Below are 18,710 nucleotides of genomic sequence, written 5' to 3'. Positions count from 1 at the left end.
CGTGACGGCGACACAGGCCACCGAGGCCGACCGGGCCGTATGGGCCGACGCACCGCTGCTGGCGGACCTCATGCCCTGGTCCGTGGGGCCGCTGCGGCTCGGCCGGGCGTGGGTGCTGGGCCCGGACCCGGCGGCGCTCAGGGCGCGCTGGGAGCGGCTGCTCGCCGCCGGTGACGAGGCGGCGCGGGCGGCGCTGTTCCGGCCGACCCGCTCCCGTACGCCGCACAGCGCCGTGCCCCAGCTGCCCGGGCAGCGGACCTCCACCGCCCCTCTGGCGGGCGAGAGCGGGCCCTGCCCCGAGCCGGTGCGGGTCGCCCACGGGCCGTACGACCAGCAGTGGCTGATCCCCGACCACCGGCTGATCGACGCGGCCCGGCCCGAGCTGTGGCGGGTGGCCGACGAGCGGCAGATCCACGCCGTCGAGGGGGCCGGTCCCGACCCGGGCCCGACGCTGACGTTCTCGGCGCTGCTGCCGGACGGCCACTCCCCCGCGGGCCGCCCCGGGCGGATCCGGCCCCTCTACCGCCGTCCCGGCGGCCGCGAGCCCAACCTGGCGCCGGGGCTGCTCGACCACCTCGCGGCCAGGCTGGCCCGGCCGGTGGCGGCCGAGGACTTCCTGGCCTGGGTCGCCGCGGTGGCCGGTCACCGCCCGGAGGGCTGCGCGGTGCCGCTGGCCGCCGACCCCGAGACCTGGGAGGCGGGGGTGGAACTGGGCCGCCGGGCGCTGTGGCTGCATACGCGCGGGGCGCACAGCAGCGAACGCCCGCGCCTGCCGGGCGGCCAGCGCCCCTACGTACGCACCGCGCTCCCCGCGCGCGGGCTGCCCGAAACCCTGGCGTACGACCCGGACGAGGCGGCCCTGCACCTCGGCGAGGGGCGGATCTCACCGGTGCCGCGCGGCGCGTGGGAGTTCCACGCGGGCGGGGCGCGGGTCCTCGAGACCTGGTTCGAGCGCCGTACGGCCCGCGGCGAGCCCGGCACGCTGGAGGCCGTCGTCCCGGCGGCCTGGCCGCGCGAGTGGACATCCGAGCTGCTGGAGCTGATCACCGTGCTGGCGCTGCTCGCCGAGCTGCGCCCGGCGCGGCGGGCGCTGGCCGAGCGGCTGGCCGCCGGGGAGCGCATGGGCCCGGTGGAGCTGGGTGAGGCGGGCGTGCTGCCGGTGCCCGACGCGGCCCGTCGGCCGGCGTCCGTGCTGGATCATCACGAGGAGGGCCCGGGCGGGCAGTTCGCGCTCGTCTGAAGCCGGACACGTACCGTACGGGCGAATGCTCAAGAGGGGCGGGCGCTCGAGTGGGGCGGGCGCTCACGGCCGAAGCACGCGCCTCCGGGGCGAGGACGGGTGCGTACGTGGCGTACCTCCGCGCGCGTCGCGGTCCGCGTCCCGGGGTGACGGCCATCCGTCTGCGGGCACGAGCTCACCGGCTGGAGCGGGGCCGGATCCTTCGTGCCCGCGATGCGGACGACGACACAGGTATCGCGGACGGCAGGCGACCACGGCGGGCCCTGGGGACGGGCCAACCGGGACAGCCGGGCTGACCGGAACGAGCCGGGCAGGCCGGGCGCGCCGAAAGGCTCAGCGGCGGCTGCCGAACAGCGAACGGCGCAGTCGGCGCAGCGGCGCGAACAGCGAGACCCTGGAGCCCCTGTTCCGCTCGGTGCGCGCGTGGTCCCGCGCGGTCAGCTCCTGCATCAGCACGGTCGCGCCCTCGGCCTCCCGCTGCGGCACGGCAGGGCCGCCCAGCACCGCGAGATGGCGGTCGAGGCGGGCGCTGGTAGACCCGCTCCCGCAGTTGATGGCAGGCACTCGCGGCCTGCTGCGTACTGTTATCTGCTCCATGTCACTCCCCACCCGTCGAGGGCACCCGCCCCGGGCAGAGTAACCCTACCTCGGCGAGCCGTCACCCACGCACCCCAGGTCGCTGATTCACCTCCGCGTCAAGGGCGTTGACGCGTCCATCGCGAATCATGGATCAACAAGGGCGAGTTGCACGACTGGATTCGTGGTGGGCCGGGCTGATCCGCCGTCCGGTTCCAAGGTCACCGCCAGGCGCTCGGTATGGGCGCCGAAGCCGCCCGTGACCAGCGACGTGCCTTGCCCGCTGCCCTTCAGGAGCCCGGCCGAGCGGGGCGTGCCGGACTCCCCCGGCGGGGAGTCGATCATCCAGAGCTGGTAGGCCCGCCCGTCGGGCGGCGCCGGCAGCCCGGAGACGGTGACCACGGCCGCGCCGAGCCGCCGCGAGGTGACGGCGTTGATGCCGCGGCCCTGCGCGTCGCGCCCGCTGACGCCCTGGGCGTCCGGCGCCGACAGCACCTGCTCGACGGCGCGCGTCGCGCCCCGCTCCCGGTCGAGCTGGTCGCGGGTGCGGACCAGTTCGACGCCGAGCAGGACCGCCGCGGTCAGGGACAGCGCGCCCGCGACCGCGGCGATCCGCAGCCCGAACGCGGGGCGCCGGAGGGCGGGGAACGGGCGGCCCCCGCCGCGCGCCCGCCGCCCACCGGGCCCTGAGCGGCCCGCGTGGGCGGCGCGCGCGGGTGGCACCGCGTATCCGCCGTCCGCCGCCGAGGACGCCTCCTGCGGGGTGGCGTGGGCGGCCGCCAGCACCCGCTGCCGCATCTGGGGCGGCGCCGGGGCCGCCACCGCGCGCGCCAGCCGCACCGCGCCCTGCGCCAGATCGCGCACTTCCTGGGCGCACCCCGGGCAGCGGGTCAGATGCCGCTCGTACCGTCTGCGCTCCTTCGGCTCCAGCGCGTCGAGGGCGTACGCTCCCGCCAGAGCGTGCGCCTTGCGCCCCCTACCGCCCCGGTACGCCGGGGGCCGGTCGGTTGGCCGGTTGGTGGTCATACCGCCGCTCCCAAGCACTCACGCAGCCGCGTCAGCCCGTCCCGCATCCGCGTCTTGACCGTCCCCAACGGTACGGCCAGCCGATGCGCCACCTCACGGTAGGAGTACCCCTCGTAGTACGCGAGGGTGACCGACTGCCGCTGCAACTCGGTGAGTCGGGCCAGACAGCCGCGTACCCACTCGCGCTCAAGACGCCCCTCGACCGCCTCCGCCACCTGGTCGAAGGCCGGGCCCTCCGCCTGCCCGCCGACCCGCGCCTCGCGGTCGGCCGCCGAGCGGGCCGACCGCACCCGGTCCACGGCGCGGCGGTGGGCGAGGGTCATGATCCAGGCGAGCGCGGAGCCGCGGCGCGGGTCGAAGCGCCCGGCGGTGCGCCAGACCTCCAACAGCGCCTCCTGCGCGACCTCCTCGGACTGCGCCGGGTCCCGCAGCACGCGCCGCACCAGCCCGTACACGGGCCCCGAGACCATGCCGTACAGCTCCTCGAACGCACGGTGGTCGCCGCCGGCGACCACCGGCAGCAGGTCGTCCGGGCCGCGGCGCTCACCCGCGCGCTCCTGCCCGCCCACCCACCCGCGTACCGGGCCCCGCTCTCCCGTCTGCTCCACACTCACGCGGCAAACCCCGCTTCCTGCCATCCGTCTCAGCTGCCCCGTCTTCGGTTGCTTCGCGACGCCCGCCAAAAAAAATCCACCGACCCACCAATCCGGTCGGCCGACCGCTCCGAATAGCCGGCATCAGCCTGTCCACCACACGTACGAAGGACCGACCCAGATGACCTCAATCACCAAGAGGAGTGTGGCCGCGCTCCTGGGCGGAGCGCTGGCCGCTGGAGGGCTCGCGGTGGCCGGTGTGGCCACGCTCGGGCCCGGGGAGGCGGAAGCCTCCAGCCACCGGGAGGCACCGCTGATCTCGGGCCAGCCGGAGTACGACACCACCGACGTCTACGCGTTCGTGAGCCCCGACAAGGCGGACACGACGACGCTGGTCGCCAACTTCCTGCCGTTCCAGGACCCGTCGGGCGGCCCGAACTTCTACAAGTTCGCCGAGGACGCCCAGTACGACCTGCGCATCGACAACGACGGCGACGCCCGGGAAGACCTGGTCTACCGCTGGACCTTCAAGGACCACGTCCGCAACGAGGACACGTTCCTCTACAACACCGGCCCGGTCACCTCGCTCGACGACCACGACCTGAACTTCTTCCAGACGTACGACATCGAGCTCATCAAGATGCGCCACGGAAAGGCCGGCGAGCGCACGAAGGTCGCCGACGATCTGGTCGTGGCCCCCTCGAACGTGGGCAAGGCGTCCATGCCGGACTACTCGGCCCTGCGCGACGAGGCGGTGCGCAAGGTGTACGGCGACGCCACGGCCTTCGCCGGCCAGGCCGACGACCCGTTCTTCGCCGATCTGCGGGTCTTCGACCTGCTCTACGGCGGTGACCTGTCCGAGGTCGGCAACGACACGCTCAAGGGCTACAACGTCCAGTCCCTGGCCCTCCAGGTGCCCACCGACCAAATACGCGAGTCCCACGAACAGCCAGTGATCGGCGTGTGGTCCACCACCCAGCGCGCGGACGCCTACGGTGACTACACCCAGGTCTCGCGGCTCGGCATGCCGCTGGTCAACGAGGTTGTCAATCCCCGTAAGGACAAGGACAAGTTCAACGCCTCGGAGCCCAAGGACGACGCGCAGTTCCTGGACAACGTGGACGACCCGGAACTGCCCAAGCTGATCGAGCAGATCTTCAAGATCAAGGCGCAGGACGCCCCGCGCAAGGACCTCGAACAGGTCTTCCTCACCGGGGTGGCCGACCTCAACCAGGTCAAGGGGGTCAAGGCCTCCGAGATGCTGCGCCTGAACACCTCGATCAAGCCGACCGACAAGCCCAAGCGCCTCGGCGTCCTGGACGGCGACCAGGCCGGCTTCCCCAACGGCCGCCGACTGACCGACGACGTCCTGGACATCGCGCTTCAGGTCGTCGAGGGCGAGCTGCTCGGCGAGAAGAACGACCTGGGTGACGCGGTCGACTCGAACGCCGACCAGAAGTTCGGCGGCTACTTCCCGTACATCGGGCTGCCCAACTCGGGCTCGGACGTCAAGACCTCCACCAAGAGCGCCACGACCACGACCGACGGCCGCACCCTGCTGAACGGCGGCTCCGGGATCGTCTCCACCTCCACCGAGGACAACAACACCCTGCTCGCCACCTCCGCCGCCGCGGGCGGCGCGGCGGTGCTGCTGCTGGCCGTCGGCCTGACCTGGCGCCGGCGCCGCCGCCGGCTGGTGCGGGTGCACACGCGCAGGCACTGACCGGGCGTGCGGCGGGGCCGGTCCCGCGCACCGGCCGGTGGGCGCGTTCGAGAAAAACGCGCCCACCGGCCCGGACCGGCGAGCACGGGCCCGCTTCCGTACGTACATCCCGGTAGCACCGGCACCCGAATCCCGAACCCGCCCCCGCGAGGCCCCGCGAGGCCGCGTCCCACCGCGCATCCGAAAGGCAGCCGCAATGCCCGTCCGGCACCTCGTCCGCACCGCCGCCGTCGTCGTCACGCTCGCGACGGGGCTCACGGCCGCCGCGTTCGCCGTCGGCGGGTCCGACGACCGCCCGTCCGGCACCCGGGCCACCGCCGTGCTGCCCGCCGGCCGGGCGGCGCTCGACCGGGTCGGCTCCGAGGACCTGGGGAAGGGCATCAGCGCGCTCCAGGCCCGTCTGCGCGCCAAGCCCAAGGACGCGGCCGGCTGGGCCACGCTCGGCGCGGCCTACGTCGAGCAGGCCCGCACCACCGGGGACCCCACCCGCTACCCCCAGGCGCAGAAGGCCCTCACCCGCTCCCTGTCCGCCCAGCCGCGCGACAACGACGCCGCCCTCGCCGGGCGCGCCGCGCTCGCCGCCGCGCGCCACGACTTCCCCGGCGCGCTGCGGGACGCCGACCGGGCGCTGAAGGTCAACTCGTACAGCGAGCGGGCGCTCGCCGTCCGGGTGGACGCGCTTGTCGAACTCGGCCGGTACGACGACGCGTACGCCGCCGCCAAGCGCGCCGACTCGCTGCGCCCCGGCATCCCCGTCTTCACCCGTCTCGCCTATGTCCTGGAGCTGCGCGGCGACCCGGCCGAGGCCCGCCGCGTGCTGCTGCGCGCGCGGAAGTCGGCGACCGCGCCCGGGGACGTGGCGTACGTGGCCACGGCGCTCGGGCAGCTGGCCTGGAGCCAGGGCCAGTTCCCCCGGGCGCGCGACCACTACGCCGACGCGCTGCGCGCCGAGCCCGGCTACCTCCCCGCTCTGGAGGGCCGCGGCCGCACCCGCGCCGCGGTCGGCGACCTCGACGCCGCGGCCCGCGACCTGGAAGAGGTCGTACGGCGCTACCCGCTGCCCGCCGAGCTCGCCGCCCTCGGCGAGGTGTACGAGGCGCGCGGTGACCGGACGCGAGCCCGGGAGCAGTACGCCGTGGCCGCCACCTGGATCGACCTGGCGCGGGCCAACGGGGTGGCGACCGACCTCGACAGCGCGCTGATCGCCGCCGACCACGGCGACCGCGCGGAGGCGCTGCGGGCGGCCCGCGCCGAGTGGGGCCGCCGGCACAGCGTGCACACCGCCGACGCGCTGGCCTGGGCGCTGCACCGGGCCGGCCGCGACCGCGAGGCCCTGACCTACGCCAAGTCCGCCGCGTCGCCCGGGTATCGCAACGCGTCGTTCCTCTACCACCGGGGGGTCATCGAGAAGTCCCTCGGCGACACCGCGTCCGCCCGCCGCCACCTCACCGACGCCCTCGACCTCAACCCGGCCTTCTCCCCCACGGGCGCCCGCGCGGCGAAGGCGGCGCTGAAGGGGCTGGGCGACGCACGATGACCGACCACCGCGCGCCCGGGGGTCGGAGCCTGCCCCGCCACGCGGCGGAACCGCAGACCGCCCCGGGCCGGGGAGGGGCCGAGGGGCCCGCCCGGGTCACGGCCGTACCCGTACCCGCACTCGTACCGACCCGTCCGCACCGCAGGAGGTACCCGTCCATGAACCGGCTGATCCGGCGCGCCCGCCGCATCGGCGCCGCCGCGTCCGTGCTCCTCGGGGCGGCCGCCATCGTGATGCTGCCCGCCGGTGCCGCCGAAGCGCATCCGCTCGGGAACTTCACCGTCAACCGCTACGACGGGCTGGTCGTCGCGCAGGGCGAGCTGCGGGTGGACCATGTGGAGGACCTCGCCGAGATCCCGGCCGCGCAGGCGAAGCCGCGGATCGACCAGGACGGCGACGACAAACTCTCAAGCCCCGAGCTGGACGCGTGGGCCGACCGGCGCTGCGCGAGCGCGGCGCGGGACGCGCGGTTGACGGTGCGGGGGCAGTCGGTGTCCGTACGGAGCGAGGGGGCGAAGGCGCGCTCCCGGGCGGGGCAGGCCGGTCTGCCGACGCTGCGCGTCGAGTGCCGGCTGACCGCCGCGCTGCCGCGTGACGGGCGCGCCTCGCTCGCGTACCGTCCGGCGGACATCGGCACGGGGCCCGGCTGGCGGGAGATCACCGCGCAGGGAGACCGCATGACGCTCGCGGCCTCCGACGTGCCCGAGTCCTCCGCCTCCCGGCGGCTGACCCGCTATCCGCAGGACCAGTTGTCCTCGCCGCCCGACGAGCGGACCGCCGCGCTGCGCACCGCGCCGGGCGGGCCCGCGCTCGCCGAGTCACCGGCCGAACAGTCCGAGCCGCCCGGCAGCTCCGTGCTGCCGCGTGGCGTGGACCGCTGGACGCAGGCGCTCACCGACCTGGTCGCGCGGCACGACATCACGCCCTTCTTCGCCGTGACCGCGTTCGCCACCGCCATGCTGCTCGGCGCGATGCACGCGCTCGCGCCCGGGCACGGCAAGACGCTGATGGCGGCGGCCGCGGCGGCGGGCGGGCGCAGCGCGATGCGCGATGTGCTGGCGCTGGGCGCGTCGGTGACGATCACCCACACCCTCGGGGTGTTCGCGCTGGGCCTGTTGGTCACGGCGGGCTCGGCGGCCGCGCCGTCGGTGATCGCGTGGCTGGGCATCGCGAGCGGGGTGCTCGTGGCGCTGGCCGGGGCGGGGCTGCTGCGCAAGGCGTTGCGGCGACGCGGTCCGGCGCACCATCACCACCACCATCACGACGAGCACGGTCACGACCACGGGCCCGAGCACAGCCACGACCACGGGAGCGAGCACAGCCACGGACCCGAGCACAGCCACACGCACGAGCACGAGCACGAACACGTCCACTCCCACGGCGGCTTCACCCACTCCCACCCCCTCCCCTCCGGCCGCCTCACCCTGCGCGGCACCCTCCTCCTCGGCTTCGCCGGCGGGCTGGTGCCCAGCCCGTCCGCCGTGGTCGTCCTCGTGGGGGCGGCCGCGCTCGGGCAGGCGTGGTTCGGGTTTCTGCTGGTGCTGGCGTACGGGGCGGGGCTCGCGCTCACGCTCACGCTGGCCGGGATCGCGGTGGTGCGCCTGGGGCGGCGGGCCACGGAGCGGCTGGCCGCCCGCGCCGGTGGCGGGGGCCGCGGCCAGCGGGTGCTGCGCCTCATGCACCGCGCCTCGCCCTTCGGCACCGCGGCCGTGGTGCTGGCGCTGGGCTGCGGGCTGGTGCTCAGGGGGGCGGCGACCACGCTGGGCTGACGCCGTATCGGCAGGAGCACGGCCTGGGGAAGCGGTATGCGAGGAGGCCCCGGACGGACGTCCGGGGCCTCCCGCTCTCACATGGTGGCGAAGCAAAAGCTCAAACAGCTGATCAGATACCGTCAGCCGCATTCAGGACGGGCAGGTAGCCGCCGGACTGGCCCGCGGCGGTCGGGTGATAGGACTCGTCGATGGGCCAGGTGACGCTGTGCAGCCACTCGCTCCCGGAGCAGATCTCGTGCCCGGTGAACGGGGTGGCCACGTCACCGAAGGTGAAGCCGTGGGCGGAGGCGCGGCCCTTGGTGACGGAGTTCAGGAAGTCCGAGGCGTTGTTGATCGCGGTGCGCTCGCTCTCGGTGAGCCCCGCGATGCAGTCACCGTTGAGCTTGTAGAAGCGCGGGTAACCGAGGACGACGACTCGGGCGGAGGGCGCCTTGGCCCGGATGGCGTCGTAGACCTGGTCCAGCTTGCCGGGCAGGGTGTTCTGGGCGTAGCTGCGGGCGTTGGCGACCGCGGAGAGGCAGTTGTCCTCGCCGGGCAGCACACAGGTGGTCATGACGTCGGCGAAGCCCGCGTCGTTGCCGCCGATGCTGATGCTGACCAGGCCGGTGGCGGAGTTGAGCGGGCCGAGCTGGTTGTTCAGGACGTCGCCGGTCTTGGCGCCGGAGCAGGCGGTGAAGTTGAAGCTCGAGGCGGCGTGGGCGGTGGCCCAGAGCTTGGGGTAGGCCTTGGTGCTGCGCTTGCAGCTGCCGCTCGCGGAGTCGTAGCTGCCGGAGCCGACACCGGATGAGTAGGAGTCACCGAGCGCCACATAGGCGGGCCCCGCGGCGCTCTCCGCGGCCTGAGCCGCGCCGGCCCCGGTGAGGGCGAGCACGACACCGACGACGAAGGCACTGGCGGTGGCCGTGAGTCTGGACAGTTTCATTCAGTCTCCCTTAGTCAGGATTGCTGCCGATAGCGTTGCGGCACGACCACCCCGAAGGGGGCAATCGTGTTCGAAACCGTCTGTCCCGCCGCCGCGTTGTTGCCTCGGCGTGACATGGCTATGTCATCCCGCCGAAAGCAAGGGTCTATGCGTGTAGTTAGGAAAATATTCCGGTCGAGGCGATGAACTTCCCGCGTGCCGACGTCACGCGCCGGTCGCGCGCCACCGCGCACGCCGTTGCTCAAGCCAACCGGAACAGTCAACTCCCGTCCCTGACAGGCCCGTTCGCACAACTGCCGCATCTTGACGGGCTTCCTCCGCCTGCGCGACATTGAAGCCCGGCATCCGGCGCTTCAGGGGGCAAAGTCGCCAATGCAGACCATCAGTGACAAGAGCCCAGCAGGCGCGCGTTTCCCACTGGTGCTCGTGGGGGTCGCCGTCGGCATCGGAGGGGTCGGTGCCGCGCTCACGATCGCGGGCGTCGATTCGCCGCTGCGCGCGCCCTTCACCCTCTTCTTCCTGGTCATAGCGCCCGCGTCGGCCCTGGGGGGCGCGCTGCGCGGGCTGGACGGGGCGGCTCGGGCGGTGCTCGCGGGCCTGGGCGCGCTCGCGCTGGATCTCTTGGTCGCACAGGCGATGCTCGCTCTGCATGTGTGGTCGGTGCGCGGGGGCGTACTGGCGGTCGGCGCGGTGAGCCTGGCGCTCTTCCTGTCGGCGCGGGCGGCCCACGCACATCGCCGCCGCACGACGAGCAGTCGCCACACGACGAGCAGTCAGGGATGAGAAGTTCAGGGATGGCACGTGGACATGGGTGACATCGGCGTGTACCGCCCCGGCGAGCTGACGGCCGCCGACCGGGCGGCCTGGACGGCCATGCAGGCGCAGGCGCACCTCCTGGGCGCGCCCGAGCTGGCGAACCCCTTTCTCGCCCCGGAGTTCACGCTGGCCATCGGCCACTGCAGACGCGGGGTACGGATCGCGGTGGTGCGCGAAGAAGGCGAGCCCGTGGCCTTCTTCCCGTTCCAGCGGACCCTGCTCGGCGTGGGGCGGGCGATCGGCCTGGGCCTTTCGGACTCGCAGGGCCTGATGCACCGGCCCGGGTTCCAGTGGGACGCGCGCGAGCTGCTCCAGGCCTGCGGGCTCGCGGTCTGGGAGTTCGATCACCTGATGGAGGGACAGAAGCCCTTCGAGGTGGGGGCCCGGGGCTCCTTTCCCTCCCCGGTGATCGATGTGGAGCAGGGCTTCGAGGCATATCTGGCCCAGCTGCGCGCCCGCTCACCGAAGTTCACCCGCACCACGCTCGCCAAGGAGCGCAAGCTGGGCCGGGAGGTCGGCGAGGTGCGGTACGTCCACGACGAGCGTGATCCGGCCGTGCTGCGCACACTGATCGGCTGGAAGTCCGCGCAGTACCGCAGGACAGGGCGCAGCGACCGCTTCGCCCACGCCTGGATCACCCGCCTGGTGGAGCAGCTCTTCCATACGCGCGGCGCCTCGTGCGCCGGGCTGCTCTCGGTGCTCTACTGCGGCGGGCGGCCGGTGGCCGCGCACTTCGGGCTGCGCTCGGAGCGCGTGCTGGCCTGCTGGTTCCCGGCGTACGACACGGCGTTCGCGAAATACTCGCCCGGGCTGGTGCTGCATCTGCGGATGGCCGAGGGGGCGGCCGCGCAGGGAATGGCCTATCTCGATCTCGGGCGAGGCGAGAAGGAATACAAGAACTCCCTGAAAACACGTGATCTCAGCGTGTCGGAGGGGTGGGTGACGCGCCGCCATCCGGTGGCGCTGGGGCACCGGGCGCGGCGCGCCCCGATTCGGGCGCTGCGCAACACGGTGCTTTCCCGGCCGGAGCTCTTCGGACCGGCCGACCGGCTGCTCAAGCGATGGGGCAGTATCCGGACCAAGAATTGACGAACGCATTTACCAAAGGGGGTGTTTGGGTGATTACCTTTGCCATAGAGTAATCGGGGTAAATACCGTCGTAGTAACACCCGCGTCGGAACCATCACCATGGCGGCTCCAGGGGAGGGCTCGAACGTCGCGATGGATTCCGGAGCGGGATCGCGGTAGGGGGGTGCCGCGCCCGGCTGTCCTGTGTGCTTGTGCTGCTCAGGTATGCCGCGACGCGGGCCGCGAGGCACGTAACGCCAGCCAGCTCACTCGGCCTTGTTCGGCTGTCGATGTCGTCATGTCGTTATGCAGGCATGCCGTCATGCGGTGATGCCGTCATGCCGTCATGGGCGGGTGAGAACCCCCCTTTCGAACCGGATAACCCAACGGACCGCCCGGGGGCGGACGGTCCACCGGACGAGAGGGAAACAATTCCATGAGCTCCTCTGTGCACCCGGACGCACCGGACATCGCATCAGCGTCGAAAGGCGAATCAGTATCGGAAAGCGAATCCGTTCCGGAAAGCGAATCGCTCTCCGGACCGCACCGGTATCGCCCGGTGTCCTCTCATCTCGCGATCGCGCCGCCGGTGAGCGTCGTGATTCCGGCCATGAACGAAGCCGAGAACCTTCCGTACGTCTTCAAGACGCTGCCCGCCTGGATCCATGAAGTCGTGCTCGTGGACGGGAATTCCACGGACGACACGGTCCGGGTGGCCCGCGAGCTGTGGCCGGGGGTGAAGGTCGTACCGCAGCGCGGCAAGGGCAAGGGCGACGCGCTCATCACCGGATTCGCCGCCTGCACCGGCGACATCGTGGTGATGGTCGACGCGGACGGCTCGGCCGACGGCGGCGAGATCGTCAGCTATGTGTCCGCGCTGGTCTCCGGCGCGGACTTCGCGAAGGGGTCGCGATTCGCCAACGGCGGCGGCACGGACGACATGACGCCGATCCGCAAGCTCGGCAACCGCGCGCTGACCTCGCTCGTCAACCACAAGTTCGGCGCCCGCTACACCGACCTGTGCTACGGCTACAACGCCTTCTGGCGCCACTGCCTGGACGAGATCGCGCTGGACTGCGCCGGGTTCGAGGTCGAGACCCTGATGAACATCCGCGTGGTCAAGGCGGGCCTGCGGGTCCAGGAGATCCCCAGCCACGAGTACGAGCGCATCCACGGCGTCAGCAATCTGCGGGCCGTGCGCGACGGGCTGCGCGTGCTGAGGGTGATCCTGCGCGAGCGGGGCGCCAGGCGGCGGCGCCACCCCGCGCTGGCGCCCGCGGCGGTCCGAGGGGAGCTGTCGTGACGATGCTCCCCTCTCTCCCGTCACGGCTCCGGATGTCCGTGGTGATCTGCGTCTACACCGAAGAGCGCTGGGACGACATCCTCGCGGCGGTGGACTCGGTGCGCGGCCAGTCGCTGCCCGCCCACGAGACGCTCCTCGTGGTCGACCACAACCCCGCGCTGCTGCGCCGTCTGGCCACCCATTACGGCGACGGAGGTCCGGGGGCGGCGGGCCGGGGGGAGGCACGGGGGCCGGTGCGGGTGCCGGTGCGGGTGCTCGCCAACGCGGGCCCCCGCGGCCTTTCCGCGGGCCGCAACACCGGCATCGCGGCCTCCACCGGCGAAGTGATCGCCTTCCTCGACGACGACGCGGTCGCCGAACTCGACTGGCTGCACCACTTCGCCGCAGCCTACGCCGACCCGGCGGTGCTGGCGGTCGGCGGGCGCACCGTCCCGGTGTGGGCCTCCCGCCGCCGCCCGCCCTGGTTCCCCGAGGAGTTCGACTGGGTCGTCGGCTGCACGTACCGGGGGCTGCCGCCCGGCCGGGTCCGGGTGCGCAACGTCCTCGGCGGCAACGCGTCCTTTCGCCGCGAGGCCTTCGAGCTCACCGGCGGCTTCGCGACCGGCATCGGGCGGGACGCCGACAAGCGGCCGCTGGGCTGCGAGGAGACCGAGCTGTGCATCCGGCTCGCCCGCGCCCGGCCGGGCGCGGTGCTGCTCATCGACGACCGCGCCGTGATCCACCACAAGGTCCCGCCCGCCCGCGAGCGGTTCGCCTACTTCCGCACCCGCGCCTACGCCGAGGGCCTCTCCAAGGCCCTGGTCGCCCGCAGCGTGGGAGCCCAGGCGGGCCTGTCCACCGAGCGCCGCTACACCACCCGCGTACTCCCCGCGGGCGTCGCCCGCGGCCTGCGGGACGCCCTCCTGGGCAGGCCGGGCGGCGCGGGCCGCGCGGGCGCGATCGTGGCCGGGGTCGCGGCCGCGGCAAGCGGCTATGTGGTGGGCGCCTCCCGCGCCCGCGGGGCAGGCGGCGCCGTCTTCGCGGTGCCACCGCGCCCCGAGGCGGGGGCCGGGGCGGGGGCGGCCGGCCCGGCATCTCGGCCGGACACTGGCGGGGAGCCGTACGAGGCCCCCCACAAGGGGGCGGCATGACCGGCAGACCCCAAACCCCCGCGCCACGCGAAGCGGCGCACCACCCCGCCCCGCACCGACTAGCCCGGTCCGGGCCCCGACCGGGCCCAGCGGGCCGGGCGGGCCCGCCGGGCCGGCTGAGCCCGGCGGCCCGGCTGAGCCCGGCGGCCCGGCTGAGCCCTGCGGACCCACCAAACCCGGCGGCCCAACTGGGCCCGGCGGACTGGCCAAGCCCGGCGGACCGGGTGGGCCGGCGCGGGACGCTGGGGCCGACCCGTGGCGTCACGCGCCCGCGCGCGGGCCGTGTCGGCGGATGCCCGCGCGTGGCGGGTGGGCGGCGGGCGGCCCGCGGCGGCCCGGGAGGCCGCGCATGAACGGGCAGGTGCCGATACTGATGTACCACGCCGTGGCACACGCCCCCGCGCGCGCGACGCGAGGGCTGTCCGTCTCGCCGGGCGCGTTCGCCGAGCAGATGGATCTGCTCGGCGCGCGCGGGTTCACGCCGGTCACCTGCGGGCGGCTGGCCGCCGCCTGGCGGGGCGGGGCGGCGCTGCCGGACAAGCCCGTGCTGATCACGTTCGACGACGGTTATGAGGGCGTGCACCGGTACGCCCTCCCCACGCTGGCCGCACACGGCTTCGCGGCCACGCTGTTCGCCTCGACCGGCTGGCTGCGCGGCCCGTACGACACGGGTGGCGCGCTCGACCTCATGCTCGACTGGGACCAGTTGCGTGCCCTCGCCACCGCCGGCGTCGAGATCGGCGGGCACAGCCACACCCACCCGCAGCTCGACCAGCTCGACGACGAGCGGCTGTGGTTCGAGGTGCTGCGCTGCCGGGAGATCCTCACCGACGAGCTCGGCCACCCGCCGGGGTCCTTCGCCTACCCCTACGGCTACTCCAGCCGCCGGGTGCGCCGCACGGTGCGCGCGGCCGGGTTCGGCGTGGGGCTCGCGGTGGGCAACGACCTCGCGGCGCGCCGTCAGGGCCCGTACGCCCTGCGGCGGGTGACGGTCGGCCGCACCACCCGCGTCGAGGAGTTCGAGCAGCTGGTCACCGGCCGGTCGATCGGCCGGCATTTCGCCCGGGACCGGGCGCTCACCAAGGGGTACGCCCTGGTGCGCAGATCACATCAGGTATCGCGTCAGGTATCACGTCAGGTATGGGGGAAGGTGCGCTGAGCCCGTGTCCGATACGACCACCCGGGCCGAGAAGACCGCCGAGAAGTCCGCCACGCGGCAGGCGGCGCCGGCGGAGCCCACTGGCCGCCGCGGCGACCGCGGCGGCGGCGATCGCAACCAGCTGTTCCGCAACGCCTATGCGCTGATGCTGAACACGGGCATCTCGGCGGTCCTCGGCCTCGGCTTCTGGCTGGCCGCGGCCCACTACTACACGGAGGACGCGGTCGGCCAGGGCTCGGCGGCCATCGCCGCGATGAAGCTCCTGGCGGGGGTCACGGCGGTGACCCTCACCGGGGCGCTGGCCCGCTTCATTCCGGTCGCCGGACACACGACCGGGCGGCTGGTCCTGCGTACGTACGCGGGCAGCTCGGTGGTCGTCGCGCTGGCGGCCGGGGTCTTCCTGCTCACGCTCGACACGTGGGGGCCCTCGTACCGCTTTCTGCACGGGGCCCTCCACGGCCTCGGCTTCATCGCGGCGGTCGTCGGGTGGTCGCTGCTGACCCTTCAGGACGGGGTGCTCACCGGGCTGCGCAGCGCGCTCTGGGTGCCGGTGGGCAACACCGTGTTCTCGGCGGCGAAGCTGCTGCTGCTCGTCGCGCTGGCCGCGGCGATCCCGACGGCCGGGGTGTTCGTGTCCTGGGTCGCCTCGATCGCGGTGTCGGTGGTGCCGCTGGGCTGGCTGGTGTTCCGGCGGCTGCTGCCCCGGCACGTCGAGGCGACACGGGAGACGGCGCGGCCCGCGACCTACCGGGAGATGGGCCGCTTCCTCGCCGGGGACTGCACGGGGTCGCTCTTCTCACTGGCCGTGGTCTACGCGGTGCCGGTGATCGTCGCCTCGCAGGTCAGCGCGGCCGACAACGCGTACTTCTACATCACCACCACCATCGGCGGCACGACGAACCTGCTGGCCATCAACATGGGCGCGTCGCTGACCGTCGAGGGCTCGCACGACCCGGCCCGGCTCGCGGAGAACTGCCGCGCGGCGCTGCGCCGGATGGCGCGCATCATGATCCCGGTCTGCCTCGTCCTCTTCGTCTTCGCCCCGCAGATCCTCGGGGTGTTCGGGGACGGGTACGCGCAGGCGGCCGCGCCGCTGCTGCGGTGGTTCGCGGTGGGGGCGGCGCTGCGGGTCGTCATCGAGGTGTACTTCGCGGTGCTGCGCGCACAGAGCCGCACCGCGGGGCTGGCCTATCTACAGGGCCTGCTGTGTGTGCTGGTGCTGGGGCTGACCCTGGTGCTGCTGCCGCGTATGGGGCTGACGGGGGCGGGGGTCGCCGAGATCTCCAGCCTGTCGGTGATCGCGGCCATCGCCGCGGTCAAGCTGCGCGGGGTGCTCAGGGCACGGCCTGCGGTGTCCCCCGCGTACACCGGGCCTGCCCAGCCTGCCGGGGGCGCGTCCGGCGCGTACGCCGCCCCGCCGTTGCCGCCCGAGCTCGACACCGCGCCGGACGGCGACCTCGCGGATCTCGCCGTCCACGGCGACCGCGGCCCAGGCCCCCGCCGCCGCCGCCGGCGAGGCGGGCCCGACCCGCGCTACGGCACCCACTGGGCGCTGCGCGCCGCGCTCGACCACGACACGCTGGCGCTCGGCATCCGCATGGGCTTGGGACATGCGGCTCCGCCGCATGGCGACCACCCGGAACCCCGCTGGAACAAGCGCTACGGACCACCGAGCCACACCGGTTCCGCCACCGGACCCGGCGACCGGGTGGGCGCGCACACGCGGCCCGATCCGGGAGACCCCGACGCCCGGGCAGGCGCGCCGACATGTCGGCCGAGAGCGGACCAGGCCGACGCGCCGGGGCGCGGGCGCGCGGTGACGTGGGGGCTGTGGTTGGTGCTGGGCGTCGCGCTCGCGTTTTACTGGGTGCCGATCAGCCGGATGGGCGAGGCCGATCTGGACGGCATGGGCGGCCTCGGGCTCGTCTCCGTGCTGCCGCACGCGACGTTGCTCGGGGCGGCGCTGCTGGTGGTCGCCTTCGTCGGCGCGCTGTGGCCGGCGCGGCCGCGGCACGGGGTGCTGGCCGTGGCGCTGGTGGCGACGGTGGTGTCGCTGCACGCCGTGCCCGCGGTGCTGGAGGGCGAGCCGCGGTTTCCGACCGCGTGGCAGCATGTCGGGTTTCTGGACTACATCGGCCGGACCGGCGAGGCGGTGCCCGACCTGGACGCGCGGTGGAGTTGGCCCGGCTTCTTCGCGGGGGCGGAGTTCCTGGCGCGGGCCGGGGGTGTCGAGGACTTCACCGAGGTGTTGCGCTGGTGGCCGACGGCCGTTCAGCTCCTCTACCTCGCGCCCATGATGGTGCTGCTGCGGTCCCTGCGGGCGAGCTGGCGCGCCAAGTGGACGGCGGCCTGGCTGTTCGCGCTGTGTGGCTGGGTGGGCCAGGACTACTTCTCGCCGCAGGGCTTCACCTACCTCTTCTACCTCCTCTTTGTCGCCGTGCTGCTGGTGTGGTTCCGGGAGCCGCGCGTGCTGCGCGGGAGATGGTGGCCGGGTGAGGCCGAGGTGGCCGACGCCACGCCCGGCGGGCGCACCGTACTGCTGGGTCTGCTGCTGGTGCTGTTCACGGCGTCGGTCGCGGCACACCAGCTGACGCCGTTCATGATGCTGGGGGTGGTGACGGCCCTGGTGCTGGTGCGGCGGTCGGAGCTGTACGGGCTGCCGCTGCTGTGCGGGGTGATGGTGGCGGTGTGGGTCGGGTTCCTGGCCGAGCCGTACTGGTCGGGCCATTTCGACGAGCTGTTCGGCGGGGTCGGCGGGGTGGGCGGCAATGTGTCCTCGTCCATCTCGGGCCGGATCGAGGGCGGCAGCAGCGTGCACAAGCTGGTGCTCTACACCCGCGTGGCGCTGGCGGGCGGGGTGCTGGCCTTCGCCTGCTGGGGGGTGCTGCGGCGGCGCGCGGCGGGGTTCGCGGAGCGGTCGCTGGTGGTGCTGACGTTCGTGCCGTTCCTCGGCTTCGGCATGCAGTCGTACGGCGGCGAAATGGCGCTGCGCGTGTTCATGTTCGCGCTGCCGGGCGCGTGTGCGCTCGGGGCGCTGTCGCTGTTCCCGCGTGTCGTGTCGGCCCGCCGGGGCCTGGGCCCGGTGGCCGCCCTGCTGGCGGGGCTGGTGCTCATGTTCGGCTTCCTGGTCGCCCGCTGGGGCAATGAGACGTTCGAGCGGGTGCAGCCCGGCGAGGTCGCGGCGATGGAGTACCTCTACGCCCATGACAAGCCGACCGCGCGCGTGCTGTGGCTGAGCAATGACACCGTCAACAACGTGACCCCGGCGATGCCGTGGGGGGCCCGGGACATGGAGCGGGTGAGCTATCTGCCGACGCTCGCCCCGCGCGACCCGGTCCTCGTCGACGGCCTGGTCAAGGCGTTGCGCGAGGCGGGGCCGGACTCGTACCTCATGGTGGGCCGTGGCCAGTCCGTCTATCTGCGGCTGGACTCGGGCTACTCGGCCACCTGGGAGCGCCGACTGCTGCGCTCCCTGGACGGCCGGCCCGAGCTGCGCCGGGTGCTGTCGAACGACGACGCGGCGCTGTACGAGCTGACGCGGCGGCCGCGCGGCCCGGTGCCGCGGCCCGCCCCGGGGCCGGCCGGGCCGCGGATCACCTGGACGCCGTGGTCGGTGCTCGGCGCGCTCTCGGCGGTTGCGCTGATCGCGCTGCTGACGGCGCGTGAGGTGGTGCGGGTGGCGGTCCGGCCGAGTGTGCGGCGGCTGCGGTGGCTGCAGGGCTCGTTCTGGTTCTCGCTGCCGCTGCTGACCGTGCTGCTGGCGTCGCTGGCGCAGCGCTTCTGGACGATGTCCTGAGGACATGTCAGGACGGCAGCGCCGATCGGTGCGTGATCGGGGCGGGATG

Annotated in this window: 14 protein-coding genes; 10 read left to right on the top strand and 4 right to left on the bottom strand. The window is 73.7% G+C overall.

Translation table 11 applies throughout. The annotated features are described in order from the left end of the window. Window position 1: 1 nt before the first annotated feature. Window positions 2–1,240: a type ISP restriction/modification enzyme gene (locus ACWY4P_RS42560; RefSeq protein WP_456206187.1), complete on the top strand. Its 1,239-nt coding sequence runs from the start codon at window positions 2–4 to the stop codon at window positions 1,238–1,240. 333 nt (window positions 1,241–1,573) lie between these two features. Here the strand turns inward: ACWY4P_RS42560 and ACWY4P_RS42555 are convergent, their stop codons facing one another. From ACWY4P_RS42555 to ACWY4P_RS42545, 3 genes are all read right to left on the bottom strand, one after another. Further along, window positions 1,574–1,837 carry a hypothetical protein gene (locus ACWY4P_RS42555; RefSeq protein WP_450494240.1) on the bottom strand — a complete coding sequence of 88 codons (264 nt, stop codon included), beginning with the start codon at window positions 1,835–1,837 and terminating at the stop codon, window positions 1,574–1,576. Between the two features lie 126 nt (window positions 1,838–1,963). Beyond that, window positions 1,964–2,842, bottom strand: a complete 879-nt coding sequence (locus ACWY4P_RS42550; protein WP_456206186.1) for an anti-sigma factor — start codon at window positions 2,840–2,842, stop codon at window positions 1,964–1,966. Further along, the gene (locus ACWY4P_RS42545; protein ID WP_456213247.1) at window positions 2,839–3,411 is read right to left on the bottom strand and encodes a sigma-70 family RNA polymerase sigma factor; all 573 of its coding nucleotides are present in this window, start codon (window positions 3,409–3,411) and stop codon (window positions 2,839–2,841) included. The genes ACWY4P_RS42550 and ACWY4P_RS42545 overlap by 4 nt, the downstream gene beginning before the upstream one ends. Before the next feature lie 205 nt (window positions 3,412–3,616). Between ACWY4P_RS42545 and ACWY4P_RS42540 the strand changes: the two genes are divergently transcribed. From ACWY4P_RS42540 to ACWY4P_RS42530, 3 genes are all read left to right on the top strand, one after another. Next, window positions 3,617–5,158, top strand: a complete 1,542-nt coding sequence (locus ACWY4P_RS42540; protein WP_456206185.1) for a DUF4331 domain-containing protein — start codon at window positions 3,617–3,619, stop codon at window positions 5,156–5,158. Between the two features lie 196 nt (window positions 5,159–5,354). Next, on the top strand, window positions 5,355–6,695 hold the full coding sequence (locus tag ACWY4P_RS42535; RefSeq protein ID WP_456206184.1) for a tetratricopeptide repeat protein: 1,341 nt from the start codon (window positions 5,355–5,357) through the stop codon (window positions 6,693–6,695). 158 nt (window positions 6,696–6,853) lie between these two features. Then, the gene (locus ACWY4P_RS42530; RefSeq protein WP_456206183.1) at window positions 6,854–8,464 is read left to right on the top strand and encodes a HoxN/HupN/NixA family nickel/cobalt transporter; all 1,611 of its coding nucleotides are present in this window, start codon (window positions 6,854–6,856) and stop codon (window positions 8,462–8,464) included. A gap of 112 nt (window positions 8,465–8,576) precedes the next feature. On the opposite strand, the gene ACWY4P_RS42525 is transcribed toward ACWY4P_RS42530, so the two are convergent. Continuing rightward, a complete protein-coding gene (locus tag ACWY4P_RS42525; protein ID WP_456206182.1) occupies window positions 8,577–9,389 on the bottom strand; it encodes an SGNH/GDSL hydrolase family protein in 813 nt (270 codons plus the stop codon). 372 nt (window positions 9,390–9,761) lie between these two features. On the opposite strand from ACWY4P_RS42525, the gene ACWY4P_RS42520 reads away from it, so the two are divergent. The 6 genes from ACWY4P_RS42520 (at window position 9,762) to ACWY4P_RS42495 (ending at window position 18,661) form a co-directional block, all read left to right on the top strand. Beyond that, window positions 9,762–10,172, top strand: coding sequence for a hypothetical protein (locus tag ACWY4P_RS42520; RefSeq protein WP_456206181.1), 411 nt, complete (start codon window positions 9,762–9,764; stop codon window positions 10,170–10,172). Window positions 10,173–10,196: 24 nt separating this feature from the next. Further along, the gene (locus ACWY4P_RS42515) at window positions 10,197–11,294 is read left to right on the top strand and encodes a GNAT family N-acetyltransferase (protein ID WP_456213246.1); all 1,098 of its coding nucleotides are present in this window, start codon (window positions 10,197–10,199) and stop codon (window positions 11,292–11,294) included. A gap of 538 nt (window positions 11,295–11,832) precedes the next feature. After that, on the top strand, window positions 11,833–12,576 hold the full coding sequence (locus tag ACWY4P_RS42510; RefSeq protein WP_456206180.1) for a glycosyltransferase family 2 protein: 744 nt from the start codon (window positions 11,833–11,835) through the stop codon (window positions 12,574–12,576). A gap of 2 nt (window positions 12,577–12,578) precedes the next feature. Next, window positions 12,579–13,706, top strand: a complete 1,128-nt coding sequence (locus ACWY4P_RS42505) for a glycosyltransferase family 2 protein (RefSeq protein WP_456213245.1) — start codon at window positions 12,579–12,581, stop codon at window positions 13,704–13,706. Window positions 13,707–14,055: 349 nt separating this feature from the next. Further along, window positions 14,056–14,865 carry a polysaccharide deacetylase family protein gene (locus ACWY4P_RS42500; protein WP_456206179.1) on the top strand — a complete coding sequence of 270 codons (810 nt, stop codon included), beginning with the start codon at window positions 14,056–14,058 and terminating at the stop codon, window positions 14,863–14,865. A 4-nt stretch (window positions 14,866–14,869) separates the two neighbouring features. Beyond that, on the top strand, window positions 14,870–18,661 hold the full coding sequence (locus ACWY4P_RS42495) for a lipopolysaccharide biosynthesis protein (RefSeq protein WP_456206178.1): 3,792 nt from the start codon (window positions 14,870–14,872) through the stop codon (window positions 18,659–18,661). Window positions 18,662–18,710: the final 49 nt, after the last annotated feature.

The sequence above is a fragment of the Streptomyces sp. LZ34 genome (assembly GCF_053890475.1).
This window is presented reverse-complemented; position numbering and strand designations above follow the sequence as displayed.

What these genes read in the sequence shown, in the direction of transcription:
- ACWY4P_RS42505 (WP_456213245.1), top strand. Translation starts at nt 12,579, where the DNA reads ATGCTCCCCTCTCTCCCGTCACGGCTCCGGATGTCCGTGGTGATCTGC.
- ACWY4P_RS42500 (WP_456206179.1), top strand. Translation starts at nt 14,056, where the DNA reads ATGAACGGGCAGGTGCCGATACTGATGTACCACGCCGTGGCACACGCC.
- ACWY4P_RS42515 (WP_456213246.1), top strand. Translation starts at nt 10,197, where the DNA reads ATGGGTGACATCGGCGTGTACCGCCCCGGCGAGCTGACGGCCGCCGAC.
- ACWY4P_RS42535 (WP_456206184.1), top strand. Translation starts at nt 5,355, where the DNA reads ATGCCCGTCCGGCACCTCGTCCGCACCGCCGCCGTCGTCGTCACGCTC.
- ACWY4P_RS42555 (WP_450494240.1), bottom strand. Translation starts at nt 1,837, where the DNA reads ATGGAGCAGATAACAGTACGCAGCAGGCCGCGAGTGCCTGCCATCAAC.
- ACWY4P_RS42520 (WP_456206181.1), top strand. Translation starts at nt 9,762, where the DNA reads ATGCAGACCATCAGTGACAAGAGCCCAGCAGGCGCGCGTTTCCCACTG.
- ACWY4P_RS42540 (WP_456206185.1), top strand. Translation starts at nt 3,617, where the DNA reads ATGACCTCAATCACCAAGAGGAGTGTGGCCGCGCTCCTGGGCGGAGCG.
- ACWY4P_RS42550 (WP_456206186.1), bottom strand. Translation starts at nt 2,842, where the DNA reads ATGACCACCAACCGGCCAACCGACCGGCCCCCGGCGTACCGGGGCGGT.
- ACWY4P_RS42525 (WP_456206182.1), bottom strand. Translation starts at nt 9,389, where the DNA reads ATGAAACTGTCCAGACTCACGGCCACCGCCAGTGCCTTCGTCGTCGGT.
- ACWY4P_RS42530 (WP_456206183.1), top strand. Translation starts at nt 6,854, where the DNA reads ATGAACCGGCTGATCCGGCGCGCCCGCCGCATCGGCGCCGCCGCGTCC.